We start from the raw sequence: 20,157 nt of genomic DNA, 5'->3' as shown, positions 1-20,157 counted from the left end.
TTGCCAACCGACGTATCCGCAGCGCCCATGCTGCGACTGGACCAGCTCAGCCGGCGCCGCGCCGGCCGCCCCGCCGTTCAGGATCTGAGCCTGTTGCTGCAACACGGCCAGGTGCTGGGCCTGCTCGGCGTCAATGGCGCCGGCAAATCGACCACCTTGTCGATGATTGCCGGCGCGCTGCGCCCGGACAGCGGCAGCATCCAGCTGAACGGCGCGGATTTCCTGGAGCAGCCGGAACTGGCGCGCCAACTGATCGGCTGGTTGCCCGAACGTGCCCCGCTGTGGCCGGAACTGACGGTAAGCGAGCATCTGGACGCGCATGGTCACCTGCGCGGCCTGCATGGCGCGGCACTGAAACAAGCGCGTACGGCAATCATCGACCGACTGGAACTGCAGCCGCTGGCCCGGCGTCTCGCTGGAGTGCTGTCGCAAGGCCAGCGCCAGCGCCTCGGCCTGGCCTGCGCCCTGCTGCACAAACCGGCCCTGCTGGTGCTGGATGAGCCGGCGAATGCGCTCGATCCGGTACAGGTGGCCGCGTTGCGCACGCTGATTCGCGAACAGGCTGCCGCCGGTACAGCGGTGATCCTGTCCACGCACCTGCTGACTGAAGTCACTGCCGTCTGCGATCGCGTGGCGATCCTGCATGAGGGCACGCTGCGCCACGATGGCGCCGTGCACAGCGATGATCACGCAGCGCTGGAACGAACCTTCTTCGAGATTGCGATGAGCGGCAATAACCAACCGGCGCGTGCCGCATGAGCCCGGCTTTCGTGAGTCCCTTTGCGGTGACACGACTGGAGTGGCGCCGGCTGCTGGTGCGTCCGCTGGCCTGGGTGCTCGCGGCGCTGACGCTGGCGTGGCTGGCATGGAACTTCACCCTGCTGCTGGGCAATTTCCTGGCCGGACAGATCCAGCGTGCCGCGCAGCCGGACGGTCCCGGCTTCGTCGACCTGGTGGCCGTGCCCCTGCTCGCGCAGCTCGCCCAGCTCGCATTCATGGTGGTGCCGCTGATCACCATGTCGGTGCTTGCCGGTGAACGCCGCAGCGGCACGCTGCCGCTGCTGTTCGCCGCCGGCGTACCCGCCTCGCGCATCGTGCTGGGCAAATACCTGGCGATACTGGGCTGGCTGCTGCTGTGGCTGGCACTGACACTGGCGATGCCGCTGGCGCTGATGCACGCCACCCATTTTGACTGGGGCAAGCTGGCTGCTGCCACGCTGGGCCTGATGCTGATGCTGGCTGCGCTGGGGGCGCTGGGCGTGGCCTGTTCCGCCTTCGCCTCGCATCCGGCCATCGCCGCCGCCGCCGCGCTGGTTATCGCACTGGCGCTGTGGGGTGTGAACTTGGGCGCGCAGATGGCCGGCATGAACGATGGCGCGATCAACTGGCTGGCGATGAGTACGCATCTGCAATCGCTGCTGCGCGGGCTGGTATCGACCACCGACATCGTCTGGTTCGTGTTGCTGACCGTGCTGGCGCTGGCACTGGCCACGCGGCGACTGGTCGCCGACAAGGAGCGTGGCTGATGCGCACCCTGTTCAAACGTCTGGATGGCTGGTTGTTCGCGCTGCTGCTGTTGCTGGCCGCGGGTGCGATCGGTTACCTGAGCACACGCTATGCACACGAGGCCGACTGGACTGCCAACGGCCGCACCAGCCTCTCGGCAGAGAGTCGCGCGGTGCTGGCCCAGTTGAACGGTCCGGTGGAGATCGTCAGTTACGCGAACCCGCAAGGCGACCTGCGTCAGGCGGTAGCTGGCTTCCTGCAACGCTACCAAGCCGTGAAACCCGATCTCAGCCTGCGCTTCGTCGACCCGCAACTGGATCCGGCGAAGATGCGCGAGCTGGGCATCACCGTCGATGGCGCGCTGATCCTGCATTACCAGAACCGCGAACAACGGCTGGACGAGCTGTCCGAACGCAGCCTCACCAATGCGCTGGAAAAGCTGATCCGCGGCAATGACCGCGTCGTCGCCTTCGTCACCGGTGATGGCGAGCGCCGTGCCGACGGCCAGGCCAATGCCGACCTCGGCACCTTCATGACCCAGCTGGAAGGTCGCGGCATGCGTGCAGTGCCGCTGAACTTCGCCCAGGTCCCCGCAGTACCGGAACATACCGACCTGGTGGTGCTGGCCAGCCCTTCACTGGCGCTGCCGCCCGGCGCGGTGCAGGCGCTGGTCGGCTACGTGCAGAACGGCGGCAACCTGCTGTGGCTGACCGAACCGTCGAATGACGATCTCGGCCTCAACCCGCTCGCCACCGCACTCGGCATTCGCGTGCTGCCCGGCGTGTTGGTCGATGGTTCCGGCACAGCGCTGGGGCTGCACGATCCGCGACTGATCGCGTTGGGTGACTATCCGCCGCAGGCGATTACCCGCGGCTTCACACTGGCCACGCTGTTCCCGCAGGTATCCGCGCTGGCACAGGTGACGCAGGGCGGCTGGGCGGTCAAGTCGTTCCTGCGTAGCAGTGCACAGAGCTGGACCGAATTCCATCCGATCGACAACAACAAGCCCTCGGACATCCGCTTCGACGCCACCTCCGGCGAGCTGAAAGGCCCGCTGGATTTCGGCTTCGCACTGAGCCGGCTGTCGCCGAGCCCGGACAAGAGCGAGCAGCGTGCGGTGGTGATCGGCGACGGTGACTTCCTCTCCAACACCTTCCTCGGCAACGGCGGCAACCGCGCGCTGGGCGAGCGGGTGTTCGACTGGCTGCTTGGCGACGACAAGCTGGTCGACCTGCCGCCGCGCGGCGCACCGGACCGGTTGCTGGTGATCTCGCAGACGGAATTGGACATGGTCAGCGTCAGCTTCATGATCGTGCTGCCGCTGCTGCTGCTGCTGATCGGCGGCCTGATCGTGTGGCGCCGGCGCCGGCGCTGAATGATGAAGCGCGCTACTCGCCAACGCCTGATCCTGCTGCTGGTGGTTGTGGCCCTGTTGGTGCTGGCCGGCTGGCAGCTGCGACGCGATGCGCAAGGTGAGCCTGGCACCTTGCTGGCGCTTGATCCGCACAGCATCAGCCATATCACGCTGACCCTGTCCGGTTCGCCGACGATGCATTATGAAAAGCGCGACGGTCACTGGTGGCGCACCGACGGCACGCCGGAACGAGCCATCGATGGCCGCCTCGCCGAGCTGGCCGACACCGCAGCGGCACGCGTTCTCAGCTGGCGCCCCGCCAGTGACTTCGATCCCGCGAAGATCGGACTGGCACCGCCGCAGGCAATACTCACGCTGGACGGGCAGCCGCTGGAGTTCGGCGAATCCTCGGTCACCGGGCCGCAGCATTTCGTCCGCGTTGGCCAACGGATAGCACTGGTGTCGCTGCGCTACACGCCACGATCGCCAGCCCTAAAGACCACCGAGCTGCACTGAGTCGCGGGACCTGCCTTGCCCGAACTGCCCGAAGTCGAAACCACACGCCTTGGCATCGCGCCCTACCTGATCGGTCGGCGCGTCACCGGCGTGATCCTGCGTCGACCGGACCTGCGCTGGCCGATACCTGCGGAAGTCGGCGAGCTGCTACCAGGACAGCGCATCGACTCAGTGGAGCGGCGCGCGAAGTATCTGTTACTGCATACCGAAGTCGGCAGTGCCCTGCTGCACCTGGGCATGTCCGGCGTCTTGCGTGTGCTGCCGCCGGATGCACCGGTCGGCAAGCACGATCATGTCGATATCGTGCTGGAGCGCACGGATGCGCAAGCTCCACGCATCCTGCGCTTCACCGACCCACGCCGCTTTGGCTGCCTGCTATGGCAGGCGCCCGGCGAGACGCATGAACTGCTGGCGAAGCTGGGTCCGGAGCCGCTGACCGACGCGTTCGATGGCGACCTGCTGTGGCATCTTTCGCGCGGCCGCACGGCGGCGGTGAAACTGTTCCTGATGGACAACGCGATCGTCGTCGGCGTGGGCAACATCTACGCAAGCGAGGCGTTGTTCGCCGCCGGCATCGACCCGCGTCGCGCTGCCGGCACCGTCTCGCGCGCACGCTATGCGCGACTCGCCATGGAAGTGAAACGCATCCTAGCCTGGGCGATCGAGCGCGGGGGCACCACCTTGCGCGATTTCCTCAATCCCGACGGTGCGCCGGGCTACTTCTTCCGCGAGCTCAACGTGTATGGCCGCGAAGGCGAACCGTGCAAAATCTGCAGCACGCCGATCAGGCAAGCCGTGCTGGGACAGCGCTCGACGTTCTGGTGTCCGCACTGCCAGCGTTGAGCTGGTCGCTCACTCCGGCCAGTGGAACTCGACGTAGGTATTGTTGAACTGCGGGGCTTCCAGCCCGCCGCCCAGATGCAACACGACACCACCGGGAATGCCTTCGATATCCAGGGCCTGGCCGTCGGTAAAGTGCGCACCGAGCGCCTCCAGCTCGACCAGCCGTTCGCACAGGATGCCGGCGCGATCGATCGCGCGATCGGGTACATGGCGGATGCTGATGTCAGGGCGTCCGAACTTGCGCATGCCGCGGGTGTGAATCCAGGAGTGGCCCGGCTCGGCTTCCCCGTCACGCAAAATCAGCAGGTGGTTGCGGATCGGCGCACCATCGCGGATCAGGTACTGCCGGCGCCAGGCATCGGCATCCAGCAGGCTCAGGGTCTGCGGATCGAGGATCGCCACGCCGCCGATGTCGAGCAGGCCGGCCAGCACGCCGAGGGTATCGCGCAGATATTCCGTGTCCGCGCTGTCCTTGAGCTTTCCTCGCACAATCAGCACCTCGGGCGCATCAAGGGCGAGCTTGTAGGCCTCGGGCGCATCGTCCTTGAACATGCGGCCCATCGCGCCTTTCAGCGGATAGCCTTCCCACTGGCGCAATGCGCTGTGATAGTGGTTGGTCGACTCGATCTCCACGGGCAGCCCCGGGCTGCCGTATTCACTTGAGGGCACGCGCACCGCGCCGAAGTGACCGAACACGTAGAACTGCAGCAGGACTTCCTCGTCACTGGGCTGCCAGTGCGGGCGTTGCCAGGCGGGAATGGTGATCGGGTCGCTCATGGGATTCCTTCGTCCTTCGTGTTGGGCGCTCAACGGCTTTCGCCTAGGGGCAGCACGGATTGCTGCAGCTCAATGCGGCCACTACCTTCGCTGATCTTCTTGAACTCGGCGCGACTCACCGAGACATAACGGTCGTTGCCGCCAATCTCAACCTGCGGCCCCTCGGTAACCGCACGGCCATGTTCATCCACGCGTACCACCATGGTGGCCTTGCGGCCGGTATGGCAGATCGTCTTGATCTCTTCCAGATTATCCGCCCAGGCGAGCAGATAGCGACTGCCCTCGAACAGTTCACCTCGAAAGTCGGTGCGCAAGCCGAACGCCAGCACCGGGATGTTGAGCCTGTCGACCACATCACTGAGCTGCCATACCTGCGACTTGCCGAGGAACTGCGCCTCGTCGACAAACACGCAATGCAACGCACCGTGCGCTGCGATATCGGCTTCGACCAGCGCCAGCAGGTCCTCGGCGGCACCGAAACGACGCGCGTTCGCCTTCAGGCCGATCCGCGAGGCCACCACGCCCTCGCCATAGCGATTGTCCAGGGCGGGCGTGAGGATCAGCGTGCGCATGCCGCGCTCGTGATAGTTGTACGCACTCTGCAACAGCGTGGTGGTCTTGCCGGCATTCATTGCCGAGTAATAGAAATAGAGCTTGGCCATGGGAGCCGGGAATCGGAAATAGAGAATCGGGAATCGTCAGGCCACCGCCTGCGAAGGCATGCTGCATCGGACAAGTGTTGCATAAACTCAGCGACGATTCGCCGTCGCCACGACGGTATGCCCAGGCCAGCGATTCCCGATTCCCGACTCTCTATTCCCGGTCCAAAGGCGTGTTGCCGCCGGTGAACTGCGCGCGCGCCTGCGCAAGCCGGTACCTGTGCTCGGCGCGCCAGCGCCGCCAGTCGCGCAGGCCGCAGATCGCGTAGACCAGCTTGAACAGCTGCAGCCGCCACAGCACCTTCGGTGTATCGAACAGGTCGCCGGCGAGCATCGAGATCACGCCTTGCTCCAGCTGCCAGGTGTTGCGCGGCTGGCGGAACATCTGTTGCATCACTGGCCCGTTGAAGCGGTAGATGAAGAACGAGAAGCGCGCCATACCGGCGCGTTGTCGCTTCTCCAGCTTGCGCAGCAGGGCTGCCTCGCGCCGCGGTTCGCGCAGCGACTGGTCGACAACGTCCACGGCCTGTTCCGCACCACTCATCGCCAGGTACACGCCAGAGGAGAACACCGGGTCGAGAAAAGCGAACGCATCGCCGACCAGTACCCAGCCCGGGCCACCCATCTGCGTCGAGTCATAGGAATAGTTGCCGGTGACGCGCACCTCGTTGCCGATCAAGTCCGCATGCTCGACACGTCGCCACAACCCGGGACTCAGCTTCAACGTCTCCAGCAGGAACTCCAGCGTGCGGCCCTTGCGCTGCTTGAGGTAGTCCGGACGGCACACTGCACCCACGCTCATCACGCCATCCGGCAACGGGATCATCCACATCCAGCCGTGCTCGAAGCTGTAGATGCTGATGTTGCCCGCATCCTCGCCGGGTCGGTATTCGGCACCACGAAAGTGACCGAAGATCGCCGCGCTCTGGTGCTGGTCGTTCTTGCGTCGCAGTTGCTTTTTCGCGGAAAGAAACGCATCGCGACCGCTGGCATCGACCACATAACGCGCCTGGATCGCATAGCTCTGGCCGTCATCGGTTTTCACATCCAGCCAGGTCTCGCGTGGATCGCGTTGCTCGACCCGCACCACCTCATGCCCTTCGCGCGCATCCGCGCCGCATTCGCGCGCGTGCTGGTACAGCATCTGGTCGAAATCCTGCCGCCACACCTGATACGCATGCGGCGGGCTCTGGCCGATCGCACGGGCAAACGCGTAAGTGTTGTAACCGCGCTCGTTGTCCGCCCCGAAGTCCGCACCGGGCTTGAACACGCCCAGCGCGCGCACCTTGTCCAGCACGCCGAGCCGCTCGAACACCGGCAGGTTCATCGGCAGCAGCGATTCGCCGATATGGAAACGCGGGTGGTGCGCCTTCTCCAGTGCGATCACCTTGTAGCCGCGGCGCGCCAGCAGCGCCGCCGCCGTGCTGCCGCCTGGACCGCCACCGATCACCGCCACATCGCATTGTTCGACCGCCTGATCCGCCATGCTTCCTCCATTCTTGAGCCATCACCCAGACGGCGCCCCAATGCCCGATTATGGCGCAGTCTGGTCGGCCCACCAGCAGGGCTCTGCTACCATCGGCCGCCGCCCCACGCATCGCCTCGACCCATGCTCAATCCGCAACAACTGGCCGCCGTCGAACATTGCGACAGCCCGTTGCTGGTGCTCGCCGGCGCCGGCTCCGGCAAGACCAGCGTGATCACCCAGAAGATCGCCTACCTAATCGCGCGCAAGAAGCTGGCACCCTCGAAGATCGCCGCGATCACGTTCACCAACAAGGCCGCACGCGAGATGCGCGAGCGCGTGGGCCAACTGGTCAGCACGGAGGATGCCGCCGCGCTCACCGTGTGCACCTTCCATGCACTGGGTTTGAAGTTCCTGCAGATCGAGCACGCCCGTGCCGGCCTGCGCCGCGGCTTCTCCGTGCTGGATGCCGACGACAGCAACGGCATCGTCAAGGAGCTGGCGCCGAAAGGGGTCAAGCCGGACGTGCTGTTCGGCATCCGCAACCTGCTCAGCCGCGCCAAGAACGGCGGTCTCTCGCCGGAAGAAGCACTGGCTGCCGCGCGCAGCCCGCGCGAGCTTGAGGCCGCGACGATTTACGACATGTACCAGCAGCGCCTCGCCGCGTTCAACGCGGTCGACTTCGACGACCTGATCCGGCTGCCGCTACGCATCCTGGAAAGCGACACCGAATGCCGCGACGCCTGGCGCGAGCGCCTGCGCTACCTGCTGGTCGACGAATACCAGGACACCAATGACGCGCAATACCGCCTGCTGAAGGCACTCACTGGTGAGCGCGGCGGCATTACCTGCGTCGGCGACGACGACCAGAGCATCTATGCGTGGCGCGGCGCGAACCCGGAAAACATCGACCAGCTCGGCCGCGACTGGCCGAACCTGCGCGTGATCAAGCTGGAGCAGAACTATCGCTGCGGCAAGCGCATCCTGCGTGCGGCGAACCAGCTGATCGCGAACAATCCGCACCTGCATGAAAAGAAGCTGTGGAGCGAGCATCCCGAAGGCGCGCCGATCCGCGTACTCGAATGCAAGGAAGCCGAGCACGAGGCCGAGCGTGTCGCCGCGATCGCCACCACGCTGGCAGAAAAGCACAAGGCGCGCTGGCACGACATCGCCATCCTGTATCGCGGCAATTTCCAGGCACGCGTGCTGGAAAAGGCTTTACGGCTGGCGCGAATTCCCTATCACCTCACCGGTGCGCTCTCCTTCCTGGACCGCGCCGAGGTGAAGGACCTGCTGTGCTATCTGCGCCTGCTGACCAATCCCAGCGATGACGCCGCGTTCCTGCGCGTGGTCAACGTACCCAAGCGCGAGATCGGCTCGACCACGCTGGAGAAGCTCGGCCAGCTCGCACAGAGCCGGCACAGCTCGCTGCTCGATGCCACCCGCAGCGACAGCGTGCTGCGGCAGCTGACTCCACGCCCGGCGGCGGCACTTGCCTCGTTTGCGAACCTGCTCGACGAACTGCGCAGCACAGCGCTGCATGAAAACGCCGCCGACCTGGTCGAGCTGATCCTCAAGCGCACTGGCTACGCCGCGCAGATCGCCACCAGCACGCCCGACGCCAGTGTGCGCGAGCGCAAGCTCGGCAATTTGAAGGAACTCGCCGACTGGTTCCGCGCGATGCAAAAAGGTGGCAACAGCGCCGGCGATCTCGCCTCGCAACTCGCCCTGCTCAGCCACGCCGACCGCGACGAACCCGGCAACGCGGTGCGCATGATGACCTTGCATTCGGCCAAGGGCCTGGAATTCCGCTTCGTCTTCATCGTCGGCTGCGAGGACGGTACCCTGCCGCACGAAGGCGCCATCGATGAGGGGCGGATCGATGAGGAGCGCCGCCTGATGTACGTCGGCATCACCCGCGCCAAGGAACTGCTGACCCTGTCGTGGTCGGCGAAAACCAAACGCTACGGCGATGTCCACACCAACCAGCCCAGCCGCTTCCTGCACGAACTGCCGCAAGCTGATCTGCACTGGCAGGGCAAGGATCCGGAAGCGGACAAGGAAGCCGTACGTGAAACCGCCGAATCGCATATGGCACGCATCGCTGCAATGCTGGCGGGATGATGAAACCCGCGTTGACGCGGCTCGTCCGCAACCGCAAGAATTTTTGCGTTTGCCAACGCCACGAGTTGGAACTCCATGACTGATCCGGCCGAACTCTATGCCCAGCTCACGACAGCGTTCAATCGACGCGCCTGGGGCAAGCGCAGGAAGTGGCCGAGCGTCTGCTGATCCTCGCGCCGCGTCACGCAGGAGTGCATTACATCGCCGGCATGGCCCATATGGAATTGCAGCAGATGCCGCCAGCGCTGGAGTATCTGCGAAAGGCGGTCGCCCTGGATCCCACGCGAGCAGACTTCATGGTGCAGTTTGCGAAGGCGCTCACCCTCGCACTCAGAAATCGGATGCCCAGGTGGTTGCCGATCGGGCGATGGCCTTGTCGCCAAAGAGTCCCCCCTGATGCTGGACACGCTGGGTGTGATCTACACCCAGGTCGGTGACTACGGCTCGGCGAAAACGGCATTTCGCCAGGCTGCAGAGCTTGCCCCGGCGCATGCACTTTATCGTTACAACCTCGCCACGGCGCTGTTGGCAACGGGTGAGATCGATGCGTCCTAGGCCGAACTCGAGGCTTGCCTGGCATTGGATCCACAGTACTGGCGCGCCCACCTGAGTCTGGCGCAGCTTCGCCGGCAGACGCCAGCCAGCCATCATGTCGAACGGCTGCAATCACAGCTGTCGCAGCTCGGTGCTGATATTGCCAACAGCCCGGCGCTGATTGGCCTCAACATGGCCCTGGCCAAGGAATATGAAGATCTCGCCGACTATCCCAAGGCCTTCGAGCATCTCGTGCGTGGCAAGTCGGCAGGCGCCAACCCCGATTACTCCATTCGGCAGGACGAGGTGCTGTTTGCGGCCATTGCAGATACGTTTTCCGCGCCGCGAGACTTAGACTTGGCGGCAGGTTGCCCGACTGACGAACCCATCTTCATCATCGGCATGCCACGCTCCGGCACCACCCTGGTCGAGCGCATCATTTCAAGCCACCCCGATGTGCATTCCGCTGGGGAACTGCTGAATTTCGGCATGTCCCTCAAGCATGTCTCGGGCAGCCGGACGCCCGCGCTGGTCGATACGGACACGATCATCCGGGCACGCAGCGTCGACTGGAGGCAGCTTGGCGAAACCTATCTTTCCAGCACTCGGCCGGGCACCAGCCACAAGCCGCGTTTCATTAACAAGCTGCTGCACAATTTCCTGTATGCAGGATTCATTGCCCATGCTTTGCCGAACGCAAAGATCATCTGCTTGAGGCGCGATCCGATGGATACCTGCCTCAGCAACTTTCGCCAGCTCTTCGCACCGAAATCGCCCTACTTCGACTATTCGTTCGATCTGCTCGACACCGGCAGGTACTACGTCCTGTTTGATCGCCTGATGGCGCACTGGCGGCGCATATTTCCTGGACGCATTCTGGAAGTGCAATACGAAACGCTGGTAGACACTCAGGAGTCCAGCTCGCGCCAGCTGCTGGAATTCTGTGACCTGCCCTGGCACGACGCCTGCCTGCACTTCGAGGACAACCCTGCTGCGGTTGCCACCGCCAGCGTCGTGCAGGTGCGTGCACCCATCACCGCAGTGCCCTCAAGCGCTGGAAGAAGTACGAGACGCAATTGAGTGGGCTGCAGGATCTGCTGATCGGTGCCGGCATCAAGCTCGATCCCTGAATGTTGCACAGTCTGTCCACCTGACACTTTCCAGTGCAGATCAGATCAGTTTTTCAGCTACCAGCTCGCTCTTCAGGTAGGCGTAGTAGATCGGCGCGGCGATCACGCCGGCGAGACCGAAGGCGGCCTCCATCAGCAGCATGGCGATCAGCAGCTCCCACGCACGGGCGTTGATCTGGATGCCGACGATGCGCGCGTTGAGGAAGTACTCCAGCTTGTGGATCAGGATCAGGAAGCCGAGCGCGGCGACGCCAACCCCGAGCGACACCGACAACGCAGCGACGGTGACGACAGTGTTGGAAATCAGGTTGCCGACCACAGGAAGCAGGCCGACAACGAAAGTCAGCGCCACCAGCGTCTTGGCCAGCGGCACGTGGATGCCCAGCAGCGGCAGCGCGCCGAGCAGGAAGATCGCGGTCAACAAGGTATTGATCAACGAGATCTTGACCTGCGCAAACACGATGTTGTGAAACGCCTCGGCCAGTAGCTGGCAGCGCTGGCCCAGCGCCGCGGCTAGTGGACCGACCTGATGCGCCGGATGGGTGCGGCTGAGCGCAATGATCGCGCCCAGCACCAGTCCGATGATGATGTGTACGAACACCCTCGCCGCGCCCTTGCCGGCCAGTTGCAGGGTCGCCGCGTGTTTGTGGGCCAGCTCGGCCGCGCCCACGCGTAAGTCATCGACACTGTCCGGCAGGTGATCGACCACCATGGCCGGCAATTGCTGGCGGGCCTTTTCCACCAGCGGCATCAGCTGCTGCTGCCAGAGCAGCTCGGGGTTGCCGATCTCGCTGCGGAAGAAGCTGATTGCACCGAGGATCAGCAGGATCAACAGGCCAACCACGATCACGCCCAGTGCAGCGACCACCAGCATTCGCGCACGCTCACTCGATATGCGCTTGCCCAGCAACGGCGTCATCGACTGCACCAGTTCGTAGACCAGCAGGGCCGATAGCAACGCCGACAACAAGTGCAACTCGAGAACCAGCAGCAACGCCGCCGCAGCCAGCAGGTAGCTCGCGTAATGGATCGCCGTTGAAGACTCGCGTGGCACGGGCGTAGGAGAATTCATGCGAGTCGCAACCGTGAGTGTCGGGCCACCAGTCTGTCAGCAGCCCACCGTGGCTGCTAGCTCCGGCCTGCCAACCCCGACATGCGGCTGTCGTAAACTTCGGTCATCGTCATGATTTTTGTGTTCAAAGGATTCTTGCATGTCTGTTCGCCTGCCCTCGGCTCTGGCCGTGTTCGTCCTGCTGGCCGGCTGCGCCGCCACACCATCGCATCCCGCCGCCGCGCCGCCACCGCCGCAGGCTCCGACTGTTGTCGGCGCCGCCAACGACAACCTGAATGCGGTGGCGTGGAGCCAGACCGCGATCGAGCACGACCTGATCTATCTGCAGACTTATCGCGATGCCGAGTCGCGCCTGTTGGCCGCTTTGCGCGACAAACAGTGGGATGCCCTGGACAAGCAGGATCGCATCGCGCCACTCAAGAATCTGAAGGCCGCCGTGGTGCTGGATATCGATGAAACCGTGCTGGACAACTCGCCGTATCAGGCACGCGTGGTGAAGAGTGGCGGCGAATTCAACGAAGCTGATTGGGCGGCATGGTGCAAGGAAGAACAGGCCCGCGCGATGCCCGGTGCGGTGGAGTTCACCCAGTTCGCCGCAAAGCACGGCATCGCGGTGATCTATATCTCCAACCGCGCCAAAGACCTGGATCAGGCCACCTTGGCCAATTTGCGCAAAGTGGGTTTCCCGGTGAGCGGCCCGGAAGCGTTTCTCGGGCTCGGCACGGTGGTCGACGGCTGCGACCAGGCCGGCACCGAGAAAGGTTGCCGCCGCCAGCTGATCAGCCAGCATTACCGCGTGTTGATGCAGTTCGGCGACCAGCTCGGCGACTTCGTCGACGTGCTGAACAATACCGACGCCGGCCGCCGCAAGGCGGTCGCCGACTACCTGCCGTGGATCGGTACCCGCTGGTTCGTGCTGCCGAATCCCACCTATGGCTCATGGGAGCCGGCGCTGTTCAACAACGACTGGAGCGCTCCTGTGCAGCAACGGCGGCAACAGAAGATCGATGCGCTGCACTATCGGTAATGGATAGAATATAAATTCTATTTAAATCATATGTTTACAGTAATAAAGAAAAGTGTTGTCTTAACTTTAACGAACAAGTAATATTTGAATCGCCAACACCTGCTGACCAACAATTTTGCAGGCAAGGCCATTTCCCTTCCGGCTCTGCCGGATTTCCCCGTGAGGCTTGCGCCCGCGGGGTTTTCTTTTTTGGGGTGGCATCTGGCAGCGTGAAATCTTGCGCCCGGCCCTTGTCTCCCTGCAGCCACGCCGCTTACCCTGCCCGCTCACCGCGCCGCACCGGCGTGTCTTCGTCCCGCCGCCAATCCCACCGCGAGAGCTTTCAATGCGCCTGCCTACCCTTCGTTACGCCCTGTTGCTCCTGTTCGCCGCGCTGCTGTTGAGCGCCTGCCACGGCAAGGACGAAGCCGGGCAACCTGGCGGCAGCACGCCAGAGGCCGCGTTGCAGGGTTCGATCGACCTGCTCAAGACGGGTGACCTCAACGGCCTGTGGAAACACGCTCTGCCACCGGCCGACTACGCCAATCTGCGCGCCGACTGGAGCCATCACGAACAGGACCAGCAGCCCATCACCGACGACGATCGCGCCAAGTTCAACGAAACGATGCAGAAGCTCACCGGACCCGACGCCGAGAACAAGCTGTACGCCGAACTGCAGCCGAAACTGGCGATGATGCAGCAGCAATACAAGGATCAGCTGCCCGCACTGGTCAGCGTCGGCGAGGCCTTGATGAAGAACCGCATCGCACAGGACAAGAACCTCACCGACACGCAGAAGGCGCAAACCAGCAGCGCGCTCGATGTGCTCGCGCCGTGGGCACAACAGACACCGTGGTTCGATCAGGCCAAGGCGAAACAGGCGATCGGCGTGGCGGTGACCACCGCACGCAAGCTGGACCTGAAAAGCCCGGATCAACTGCGCGCGATGGATTTCGACACCGCGATGGCGAAGTACTCGACCGGCCTCACCGGCGCCAAGCAGTTGCTGGTTATTTACGGCCTATCGCTGGACGACACGCTGAACTCGGTCAAGCTCACCCCGGTATCCAGCAGCAACGGCCACGCGGTGGTGAAGATCGACTACACCCTGCTGGGCAAGCCGTTGTCGACCGAATCGACCCTGGTGCAGCAGGACGGCCGCTGGTACAGCGAGGACATGCTGAACAATGCGCGCCGCTCGCACCAGCAGCTGAGCCAGCCACCGGCCAGCAGTGGCAGTGCCCCGGCCAGCGCGGGCACCGTGCCAACGAAAGACTAAACAGCGCAACCGTTAGAATAGGCGGATGCCGAATATCTACACCGCGGATTCCACCGTTCGCCAGCGTGCCCCCTGGTGGTTCAACCTGGCCGGGCAACTGTTGCAGCCCTGGGTGCGCATCCGTCGCGACCCGGCCGAACCGGCTGCCTTGCTGCAGGCCGGCGTACCGGTCTGCTATGTGATCGAGCGTGACGGTTTCTCCGACGCGCTGATCCTGCAGCGCGCCTGCCGCGAGGCCGGCCTGCCCAACCCGATGCAGGCGCTGGCCGGTACCCGCCGCCGCCGCTCGGTGTTTGCGCTGGCCCGGCGCGACGGCTGGATCTTCGGCCGCAACCGCAAGCGCGCGCCAAACGAACCGTTGCGGCAGCTGGTGCGCTCGCTGGAAGGCATGCCGGATCGCGACATCCAGATCGTGCCGGTGTCGATCTACGTCGGCCGCGCGCCCAGCCGCGATAGCGGCTGGTTCCGCGTGCTGTTCTCGGAAAACTGGGTGATGGTCGGCCGTTTCCGCCGGCTGCTGGCGTTGCTGCTGAACGGACGCGACACCGTGGTGCACTTCTCCGCGCCGGTATCGCTGCGCAAGGTGCTGACTGAATCCGGCGAGATCTCACCGGAACGCTTCACACGCAAGATCGCGCGGGTCCTGCGCACCCACTTCCACCGCATCCGCGCCGCGGTAATCGGCCCGGATCTGTCGCACCGGCGCACCGTGGTCGACGCGGTATTGAACGCCGAACCGGTGCGCGCCGCGATCGCCGCCAACGCCGCCAAGGAAAAGATCAGCCATGCCAAGGCCTGGCGCAAGGCACACAAGCTGGTCATGGAAATCGCCGCCGACTACTCGCATCCGGTGGTGCGTTCGGTGTCGTTCCTGCTGTCGAATTTCTGGAACAAGCTGTACGACGGCATCGCGATGCACCACTTCGACAAGGCCCGCGCCGCGGCGCCCGGCTACGAAGTGGTCTATGTGCCCAGCCATCGCAGCCATGCCGACTACCTGTTGATGAGCTATCAGCTGCACGTGTCCGGCGTGGTGGTGCCGCATATCGCCGCCGGCGTGAACCTCAACCTGCCGGGAATCGGGCCGATCCTGCGTCGCGGCGGCGCGTTCTTCATGCGCCGCAGCTTCACCGGCAATCCGCTGTACTCGGTGGTGTTCAAGGAATACATGGCGCAGCTGATCGACCGCGGTGTGCCGATCGAATACTTCACCGAGGGCACCCGCTCACGCACCGGGCGTCTGCTGGCACCGCGCGGCGGGCTGCTGTCGATGACCGTGCGCGCCTTCCTGCGTGCGCCACGCCGGCCGGTGCTGTTCCAGCCGGTGTACATCGGCTACGAGAAGCTGATGGAGGGCAAGAGCTATACCGGCGAACTCAGCGGCAAGCCGAAGGAAAAGGAGTCCCTGCTCGGCCTGTTGCGCGGGCTGAAGGTGCTGCGCCAGCGCTATGGCCATGTGGCACTGAACTTCGGTGAGCCGATCGAACTGACCCCGCTGCTGGAGGCCGCCAGCGCCGACTGGCGTGCAACCAGTGCCGACCCGGATGCCAAGCCCGAGTGGCTCAACGGCGTGGTCGACCAGCTAGCCGAAAAGATCCAGGTCAATATCAACCGCGCCGCCGACGTCAATCCGATCAACCTGCTGGCGCTCGCTCTGCTCGCCACGCCCAAGCATGCTATGGCCGAGAGCGACCTGCTCGCCCAGCTCGAACTGAGCAAGGCCATGCTGGAGCAGCTGCCGTATTCCGATCGCGTCACGCTGACCCCGATGAACCCGGCCGGGATCATCGCCTACGGCGAACAGATGGGCTGGATCCAGCGCGTGCAGCACCCGCTGGGCGACGTGTTGACTGCCACCGGCGAGCAGGCCGTGCTGCTCAGCTACTTCCGCAACAATGTACTGCACCTCACCGCCGCCGCCGCCTGGGTGGCTTGTTGCTTCCTCAACAACCGCCGCATGTCGCGCGCCTCGGTGCTGCGGCTGGGCAAGATCATCTATCCGTTCATCCAGGGCGAGCTGTTCCTGCCGTGGGATGAGGAAGGATTCGGCGCACAACTGCAGGCAACCATCGACTTCTTCGTGCGCCGCGGAATGCTTGAATCGACCGGCGACGGCCGCGTACTGGAACGTGCCCCCGGCCAGGACGACAGCGCCTTCCAGTTGAAAGTGATCGCGCGCAGCCTGATCCAGGCATTCGAGCGCTACTACATCACCATCGCCGCGCTGGCCAAGAACGGGCCGCACACGATGACCGGCGCCGAACTCGAGAATGCCTGCGCACTCACTGCCCAGCGGCTGAGCCTGCTCAACGAACTGTCGGCACCAGAGTTCTTCGACAAGGCGCTGTTCCGCGGCTTCATCCAGAAGCTGCGCGAACGCCGCATCGTGTGGACCGACGACGCCGGCAAGCTTGACTACGCCAGCGCACTGGAAGGCATCGTGCGCGACGCCAAGGTGATCCTGTCACGCGAAGTACGCCACTCGATCCTCAAGATCACACCCGGTGGCAATGAAAAGGAATCCGCACCGAACGCCGCCGAAGTAGCGCATGCGCAATCCGGGCTGGTCGAGACAGCACACGTCAGCGAGGAGCTGCACGAACGGCATGTGATCGCCGAACGGCATGAACATGCACCGATGGATAACGAGAAATCCTGAGCGTACTGCGCACGGGATCTGGATCACCGTTAGTTGGCGTGTCTCATCGTCCGCACGTAACAGGTACTCATTTCGAGCATCCTTCAAAACCATCATCTGCTGGTTGCATGGCATCGGCCTATGTCGACGCCATGCAACCAGCCGTCGATCAGAAGCTGTATTGCGCCCCTGCGCTCAGCACGCTGGCCTTGGTACCACCTGACGCGACCTGTTCGTCCAGATTGACGAACCACGACCAGCGGTTATCCAGCACGGTGTTGAGGCCCAGGCCAACCCAGCCTGAGTTCCGTGGCGAATTCACGCCTTCCAGCTGAAATGTTGCATCCGGCGCACCGGCATAGGCGGCGGTGAAGCCAAGGTCGCTACCGGCCAGGACGCGCTGGTACAAGGCAAAGCCCTTGATCGACATCTGGCCGCCATTCCAGATCCAGTGATAGGCGATACGCGCGCCGATCTGGGCATTGCTCTGATTGAAGTTTTCACTACCTGCCGCTATGCCGAAACCACCCGCACCCTGCTCGGCAATCGTTCCACGCGAAAGATATCCGTCACCCAATGACACGAATGGCGTCGTCGTCCACGCGTCGGATCGGGCGTTGTAACCCGCCTCCAGATAGGCCGAATCCATGCGGTCGTGGCGCGTGCTGTAGATCGCCGCGGGCGTGATGCCGAGATCGGCCCACCGACTGACCGAACTGGAAATCCAGTCCTGACCAAGCCGGCCGGAGAGGTACACATTGTTGTCCGTCCACTTGCCGTACAGCATGCCGCCCGTGCTGCGCGAACTGCTGGTACCGCCCTGCATGGTGTAAGTGGAACCCAGGCGATTCCAATCCAGTCCGGCACCCAGACTGAAAGAGTCGGACAAGGCAGCATCGTAGCCAACGACAGCACCACCACCCGTGTAGCTACCAGTGGCATAACCGCTGCGCGCGATATCACCACTCGCGCCGGTGCCCTGGAACCAGGCACCCTGCTGCGAACCGCCATTACCGATATCCGTCAGGCGATCGGCCACCGTGCGATTCACGATGCCAGCCTGTTCGAACGTCAAGCCCTGCGATGATGCTAGCAACTGACCGGATAGGCTGTTGATCGACGCTGCCGCCTCCGCGATCGAGTCCGCATGCAGGAATTCACCCGCGGCATTGAGGAACGTTTCATGTTGGGCAGGGCTGTTCACAGCCCATTGATCCGCCTGCTTCAACGCCGCTTCGATATGCTGCGCCGTCTGCTGCGTTGTTGCGACCTGCGGCATCACCGCTTCTGCAACACTCGAAACGGATTCACGCGTGAGCGCAACATCAACTTCGATGGGCGTATAGGAAAGCGTACCGGTGTAGTAGATGGGAGTCCCGCTCCCACTCAGGCCGATTCCGAGCGAACTGAATGTACCCGAGATAGCCCCAGCGTAAAGCAGCGGTTCTTCGATTTGTGGTGTATAGCCGTTGGGTATAACCGCAACAACCGGCGAACTGTTTAACGTTGCCGTCCCCGAAACCCGCAGCGGGCTACCCAGCTCGATGTCGGTTTCCTCGCTGGGAGTACCTTCGTTTGTGGTTCCCACCTGCACGGTGTAATTGCCATTGATCTTGAGTCCGCCATTCATGCTGTACACAAAGCCGGAGCTGGTTAGGTTGCCATTGATGGTTCCGGATCCCTCCAACCCACCCACCACCAACCCACTACTTCCCACCGAGACATCGGAGGCGAGAGAACCTGTCAGATTCAGCGTGCCTGACTCGATTGTCGTGCCACCGGTGTAGGTGTTGTTGCCGGTGAGCACCAGGGTACCCAGATCGAATCCTCCGAGCACCAATGAACCCGTACCACTGATGTCGTTGGCAAATACGCCGGTAGTTCCGTTAGGCATGTTATTGACGATGAATCCGCCCCAATTGAATGCAGCGGGGCCGTTCACCGCCTTAAGCGCGTTGACCAGGCCATAGCCGAACAGAGATGGATCTCCCAGCGGCGTGGCAGTCGTGAGCAGAGTCTCCTGAACATTCGTTGCAGTGAAATAAGGAAAGCGCTGCCACACCAGGGCGGCTACACCGGTAACCACCGCTGCGGAAGCTGAGGTACCGTCCCCGACTCCCGTTGAGAACACCGTACCGGCCACCGGTGTGAAGTAGATGTAACCTGGGGCAGCCAGGCACCATGACGCTGCCACGCCGCAGGCATTGGACGTGGGATCAAGGCCCGTCACCTGGCCGCTGGAATTCAGCTCCACATTGACTACCGCGAGCCAGTTTTGCTGGATATCCGGGTGGAAATATGGGAGGCCCGCTTCCACGCTGGGTTGCGCATTGCCGCTGTTGCCAGCCGCCCAAACTGCCAGCTGCTGGTTTCCAATGACCGACGAGAAGGTGGTGTAGTCCGCTACTACCTCACTATTGTTGAAGGCAACACTCGTGATCAATGTGGAGCCGCCATAGGAGTTGTTGATCAGTTTGACTCCCTGCGCGGTCAGATCGGACAGGGCCTGCGGCACCAAATTCAAGTCGTAGTTGCCTGAGCCGTCGCTGATCCGCGCCACATACAGTGATGACTGCGGCGCCACGCCACCGTAGTTGTAGGATCCACTGGGGCCGTCTGCATTCGCCGTGCCGCCGATCATCTCTGCCATGACCGTACCGTGGCCGTACGGGTCCTGCGGCGTCGTATTGGTGGGATCGACGTAATCCTTGAACCAGCTGATGCGATTTACGAGTGCGGGATTGTCTGCTTGCGCACCCGAATCGATGATACCCACCTCCACGCCCTGTCCTTGATTGCTGGTCGGGCTGCCGCCGATCGCCCACGCCTGCGGAACGTTTTCCGGATCAAGCTGGCTCGGGTTGTAGCCGGACGGAGGCGGTGCCGGTGCCGGTGCCGGTGCCGGTGCGGGCGCTGGTGCCGGTGCGGGCGCAGGTGGCGGGGCGATGGGGGTTGGTCGAACATTGCCCCCACCTCCGCCGCCACAAGCTGTCAGCGTGCTGGTCAAGGCAATAGCCACGGCAAGTGCGATTGCGTTGTGACGATTAATCAGGCTCATCAATACAGCTCCATGCTTTTGAGTCGGGATAAAAGTGTCGCAGGACGTGCAAGCCACGCCGGTAGTAGCAACACATAAAATCAGGGTACGAGCTGACCTCAACGCAACAGCTATTCGCTGCCGTGATGTCAGTTCAATTGCCAAGGAATGGAAGTTGACGCGGTGTTGTCAGCACAAGACAGCTTCCAGCAGCTGC

Annotated in this window: 16 protein-coding genes; 11 read left to right on the top strand and 5 right to left on the bottom strand. The window is 63.4% G+C overall.

What is annotated here, in order from left to right:
* Positions 1-27: 27 nt before the first annotated feature.
* The 5 genes from GSQ75_RS16710 to mutM are packed head-to-tail and all read left to right on the top strand — an operon-like array spanning position 28 to position 4,219.
* Complete coding sequence (locus GSQ75_RS16710) at positions 28-759, top strand: ABC transporter ATP-binding protein (protein WP_254058624.1); 732 nt, start codon at positions 28-30, stop codon at positions 757-759.
* Positions 756-1,526: an ABC transporter permease gene (locus GSQ75_RS16705; RefSeq protein WP_158756011.1), complete on the top strand. Its 771-nt coding sequence runs from the start codon at positions 756-758 to the stop codon at positions 1,524-1,526. Before GSQ75_RS16710 ends, GSQ75_RS16705 begins: the two co-directional genes overlap by 4 nt.
* On the top strand, positions 1,526-2,881 hold the full coding sequence (locus GSQ75_RS16700; protein WP_158756010.1) for a GldG family protein: 1,356 nt from the start codon (positions 1,526-1,528) through the stop codon (positions 2,879-2,881). The genes GSQ75_RS16705 and GSQ75_RS16700 overlap by 1 nt, the downstream gene beginning before the upstream one ends.
* 3 nt (positions 2,882-2,884) lie before the next feature.
* Positions 2,885-3,376 carry a hypothetical protein gene (locus tag GSQ75_RS16695; RefSeq protein ID WP_158756009.1) on the top strand — a complete coding sequence of 164 codons (492 nt, stop codon included), beginning with the start codon at positions 2,885-2,887 and terminating at the stop codon, positions 3,374-3,376.
* Positions 3,377-3,391: 15 nt separating this feature from the next.
* Complete coding sequence (gene mutM / locus GSQ75_RS16690; RefSeq protein WP_158756008.1) at positions 3,392-4,219, top strand: bifunctional DNA-formamidopyrimidine glycosylase/DNA-(apurinic or apyrimidinic site) lyase; 828 nt, start codon at positions 3,392-3,394, stop codon at positions 4,217-4,219.
* A 9-nt stretch (positions 4,220-4,228) separates the two neighbouring features.
* Here mutM and GSQ75_RS16685 read toward each other — a convergent pair whose 3' ends face one another.
* The 3 genes from GSQ75_RS16685 to GSQ75_RS16675 form a co-directional block, all read right to left on the bottom strand.
* Positions 4,229-4,996, bottom strand: coding sequence for a hypothetical protein (locus GSQ75_RS16685; RefSeq protein WP_158756007.1), 768 nt, complete (start codon positions 4,994-4,996; stop codon positions 4,229-4,231).
* 29 nt (positions 4,997-5,025) lie between these two features.
* The gene (locus tag GSQ75_RS16680) at positions 5,026-5,658 is read right to left on the bottom strand and encodes a thymidine kinase (RefSeq protein ID WP_158756006.1); all 633 of its coding nucleotides are present in this window, start codon (positions 5,656-5,658) and stop codon (positions 5,026-5,028) included.
* 151 nt (positions 5,659-5,809) lie between these two features.
* Positions 5,810-7,141, bottom strand: a complete 1,332-nt coding sequence (locus GSQ75_RS16675) for an NAD(P)/FAD-dependent oxidoreductase (protein WP_158756005.1) — start codon at positions 7,139-7,141, stop codon at positions 5,810-5,812.
* Between the two features lie 123 nt (positions 7,142-7,264).
* Between GSQ75_RS16675 and GSQ75_RS16670 the strand changes: the two genes are divergently transcribed.
* The 3 genes from GSQ75_RS16670 to GSQ75_RS19255 all read left to right on the top strand — a co-directional run bounded on the left by GSQ75_RS16670 (position 7,265) and on the right by GSQ75_RS19255 (position 10,858).
* Positions 7,265-9,244 carry a UvrD-helicase domain-containing protein gene (locus tag GSQ75_RS16670; protein WP_158756004.1) on the top strand — a complete coding sequence of 660 codons (1,980 nt, stop codon included), beginning with the start codon at positions 7,265-7,267 and terminating at the stop codon, positions 9,242-9,244.
* Between the two features lie 396 nt (positions 9,245-9,640).
* Complete coding sequence (locus tag GSQ75_RS19260; RefSeq protein ID WP_254058623.1) at positions 9,641-9,799, top strand: tetratricopeptide repeat protein; 159 nt, start codon at positions 9,641-9,643, stop codon at positions 9,797-9,799.
* Positions 9,800-9,970: 171 nt separating this feature from the next.
* On the top strand, positions 9,971-10,858 hold the full coding sequence (locus GSQ75_RS19255; protein WP_254058622.1) for a sulfotransferase: 888 nt from the start codon (positions 9,971-9,973) through the stop codon (positions 10,856-10,858).
* A gap of 90 nt (positions 10,859-10,948) precedes the next feature.
* On the opposite strand, the gene GSQ75_RS16660 is transcribed toward GSQ75_RS19255, so the two are convergent.
* Positions 10,949-11,980, bottom strand: a complete 1,032-nt coding sequence (locus GSQ75_RS16660) for a hypothetical protein (RefSeq protein ID WP_158756003.1) — start codon at positions 11,978-11,980, stop codon at positions 10,949-10,951.
* Positions 11,981-12,119: 139 nt separating this feature from the next.
* Here GSQ75_RS16660 and GSQ75_RS16655 point away from each other — a divergent pair, with 139 nt between their 5' ends.
* From GSQ75_RS16655 to plsB, 3 genes are all read left to right on the top strand, one after another.
* On the top strand, positions 12,120-13,007 hold the full coding sequence (locus GSQ75_RS16655) for an HAD family acid phosphatase (RefSeq protein WP_158756002.1): 888 nt from the start codon (positions 12,120-12,122) through the stop codon (positions 13,005-13,007).
* A 325-nt stretch (positions 13,008-13,332) separates the two neighbouring features.
* On the top strand, positions 13,333-14,265 hold the full coding sequence (locus tag GSQ75_RS16650) for a hypothetical protein (RefSeq protein WP_158756001.1): 933 nt from the start codon (positions 13,333-13,335) through the stop codon (positions 14,263-14,265).
* Positions 14,266-14,290: 25 nt separating this feature from the next.
* Positions 14,291-16,924 (top strand): glycerol-3-phosphate 1-O-acyltransferase PlsB, encoded by a 2,634-nt coding sequence (gene plsB / locus GSQ75_RS16645; RefSeq protein WP_158756000.1) that lies wholly within the window; start codon positions 14,291-14,293, stop codon positions 16,922-16,924.
* Between the two features lie 148 nt (positions 16,925-17,072).
* Here the strand turns inward: plsB and GSQ75_RS16640 are convergent, their stop codons facing one another.
* On the bottom strand, positions 17,073-19,961 hold the full coding sequence (locus tag GSQ75_RS16640; RefSeq protein ID WP_158755999.1) for an autotransporter serine protease: 2,889 nt from the start codon (positions 19,959-19,961) through the stop codon (positions 17,073-17,075).
* Positions 19,962-20,157: the final 196 nt, after the last annotated feature.

Origin of the sequence: Dyella sp. S184, from assembly GCF_009766065.1 — a bacterium.
In the GTDB taxonomy this organism is placed as follows: domain Bacteria; phylum Pseudomonadota; class Gammaproteobacteria; order Xanthomonadales; family Rhodanobacteraceae; genus Rhodanobacter.
Note: the sequence above shows the minus strand (reverse complement) of the source record. Positions and strands in the feature narration are given on the sequence as shown.

Bases quoted from the DNA above. Each gene is read 5' to 3' on its own strand.
- GSQ75_RS16710 (WP_254058624.1), top strand. From the start codon at position 28: ATGCTGCGACTGGACCAGCTCAGCCGGCGCCGCGCCGGCCGCCCCGCC.
- GSQ75_RS16705 (WP_158756011.1), top strand. From the start codon at position 756: ATGAGCCCGGCTTTCGTGAGTCCCTTTGCGGTGACACGACTGGAGTGG.
- GSQ75_RS16700 (WP_158756010.1), top strand. From the start codon at position 1,526: ATGCGCACCCTGTTCAAACGTCTGGATGGCTGGTTGTTCGCGCTGCTG.
- GSQ75_RS16695 (WP_158756009.1), top strand. From the start codon at position 2,885: ATGAAGCGCGCTACTCGCCAACGCCTGATCCTGCTGCTGGTGGTTGTG.
- GSQ75_RS16685 (WP_158756007.1), bottom strand. From the start codon at position 4,996: ATGAGCGACCCGATCACCATTCCCGCCTGGCAACGCCCGCACTGGCAG.
- GSQ75_RS16680 (WP_158756006.1), bottom strand. From the start codon at position 5,658: ATGGCCAAGCTCTATTTCTATTACTCGGCAATGAATGCCGGCAAGACC.
- GSQ75_RS16675 (WP_158756005.1), bottom strand. From the start codon at position 7,141: ATGGCGGATCAGGCGGTCGAACAATGCGATGTGGCGGTGATCGGTGGC.
- GSQ75_RS16670 (WP_158756004.1), top strand. From the start codon at position 7,265: ATGCTCAATCCGCAACAACTGGCCGCCGTCGAACATTGCGACAGCCCG.
- GSQ75_RS19260 (WP_254058623.1), top strand. From the start codon at position 9,641: ATGCTGGACACGCTGGGTGTGATCTACACCCAGGTCGGTGACTACGGC.
- GSQ75_RS19255 (WP_254058622.1), top strand. From the start codon at position 9,971: ATGGCCCTGGCCAAGGAATATGAAGATCTCGCCGACTATCCCAAGGCC.
- GSQ75_RS16660 (WP_158756003.1), bottom strand. From the start codon at position 11,980: ATGAATTCTCCTACGCCCGTGCCACGCGAGTCTTCAACGGCGATCCAT.
- GSQ75_RS16655 (WP_158756002.1), top strand. From the start codon at position 12,120: ATGTCTGTTCGCCTGCCCTCGGCTCTGGCCGTGTTCGTCCTGCTGGCC.
- GSQ75_RS16650 (WP_158756001.1), top strand. From the start codon at position 13,333: ATGCGCCTGCCTACCCTTCGTTACGCCCTGTTGCTCCTGTTCGCCGCG.
- plsB (WP_158756000.1), top strand. From the start codon at position 14,291: ATGCCGAATATCTACACCGCGGATTCCACCGTTCGCCAGCGTGCCCCC.
- GSQ75_RS16640 (WP_158755999.1), bottom strand. From the start codon at position 19,961: ATGAGCCTGATTAATCGTCACAACGCAATCGCACTTGCCGTGGCTATT.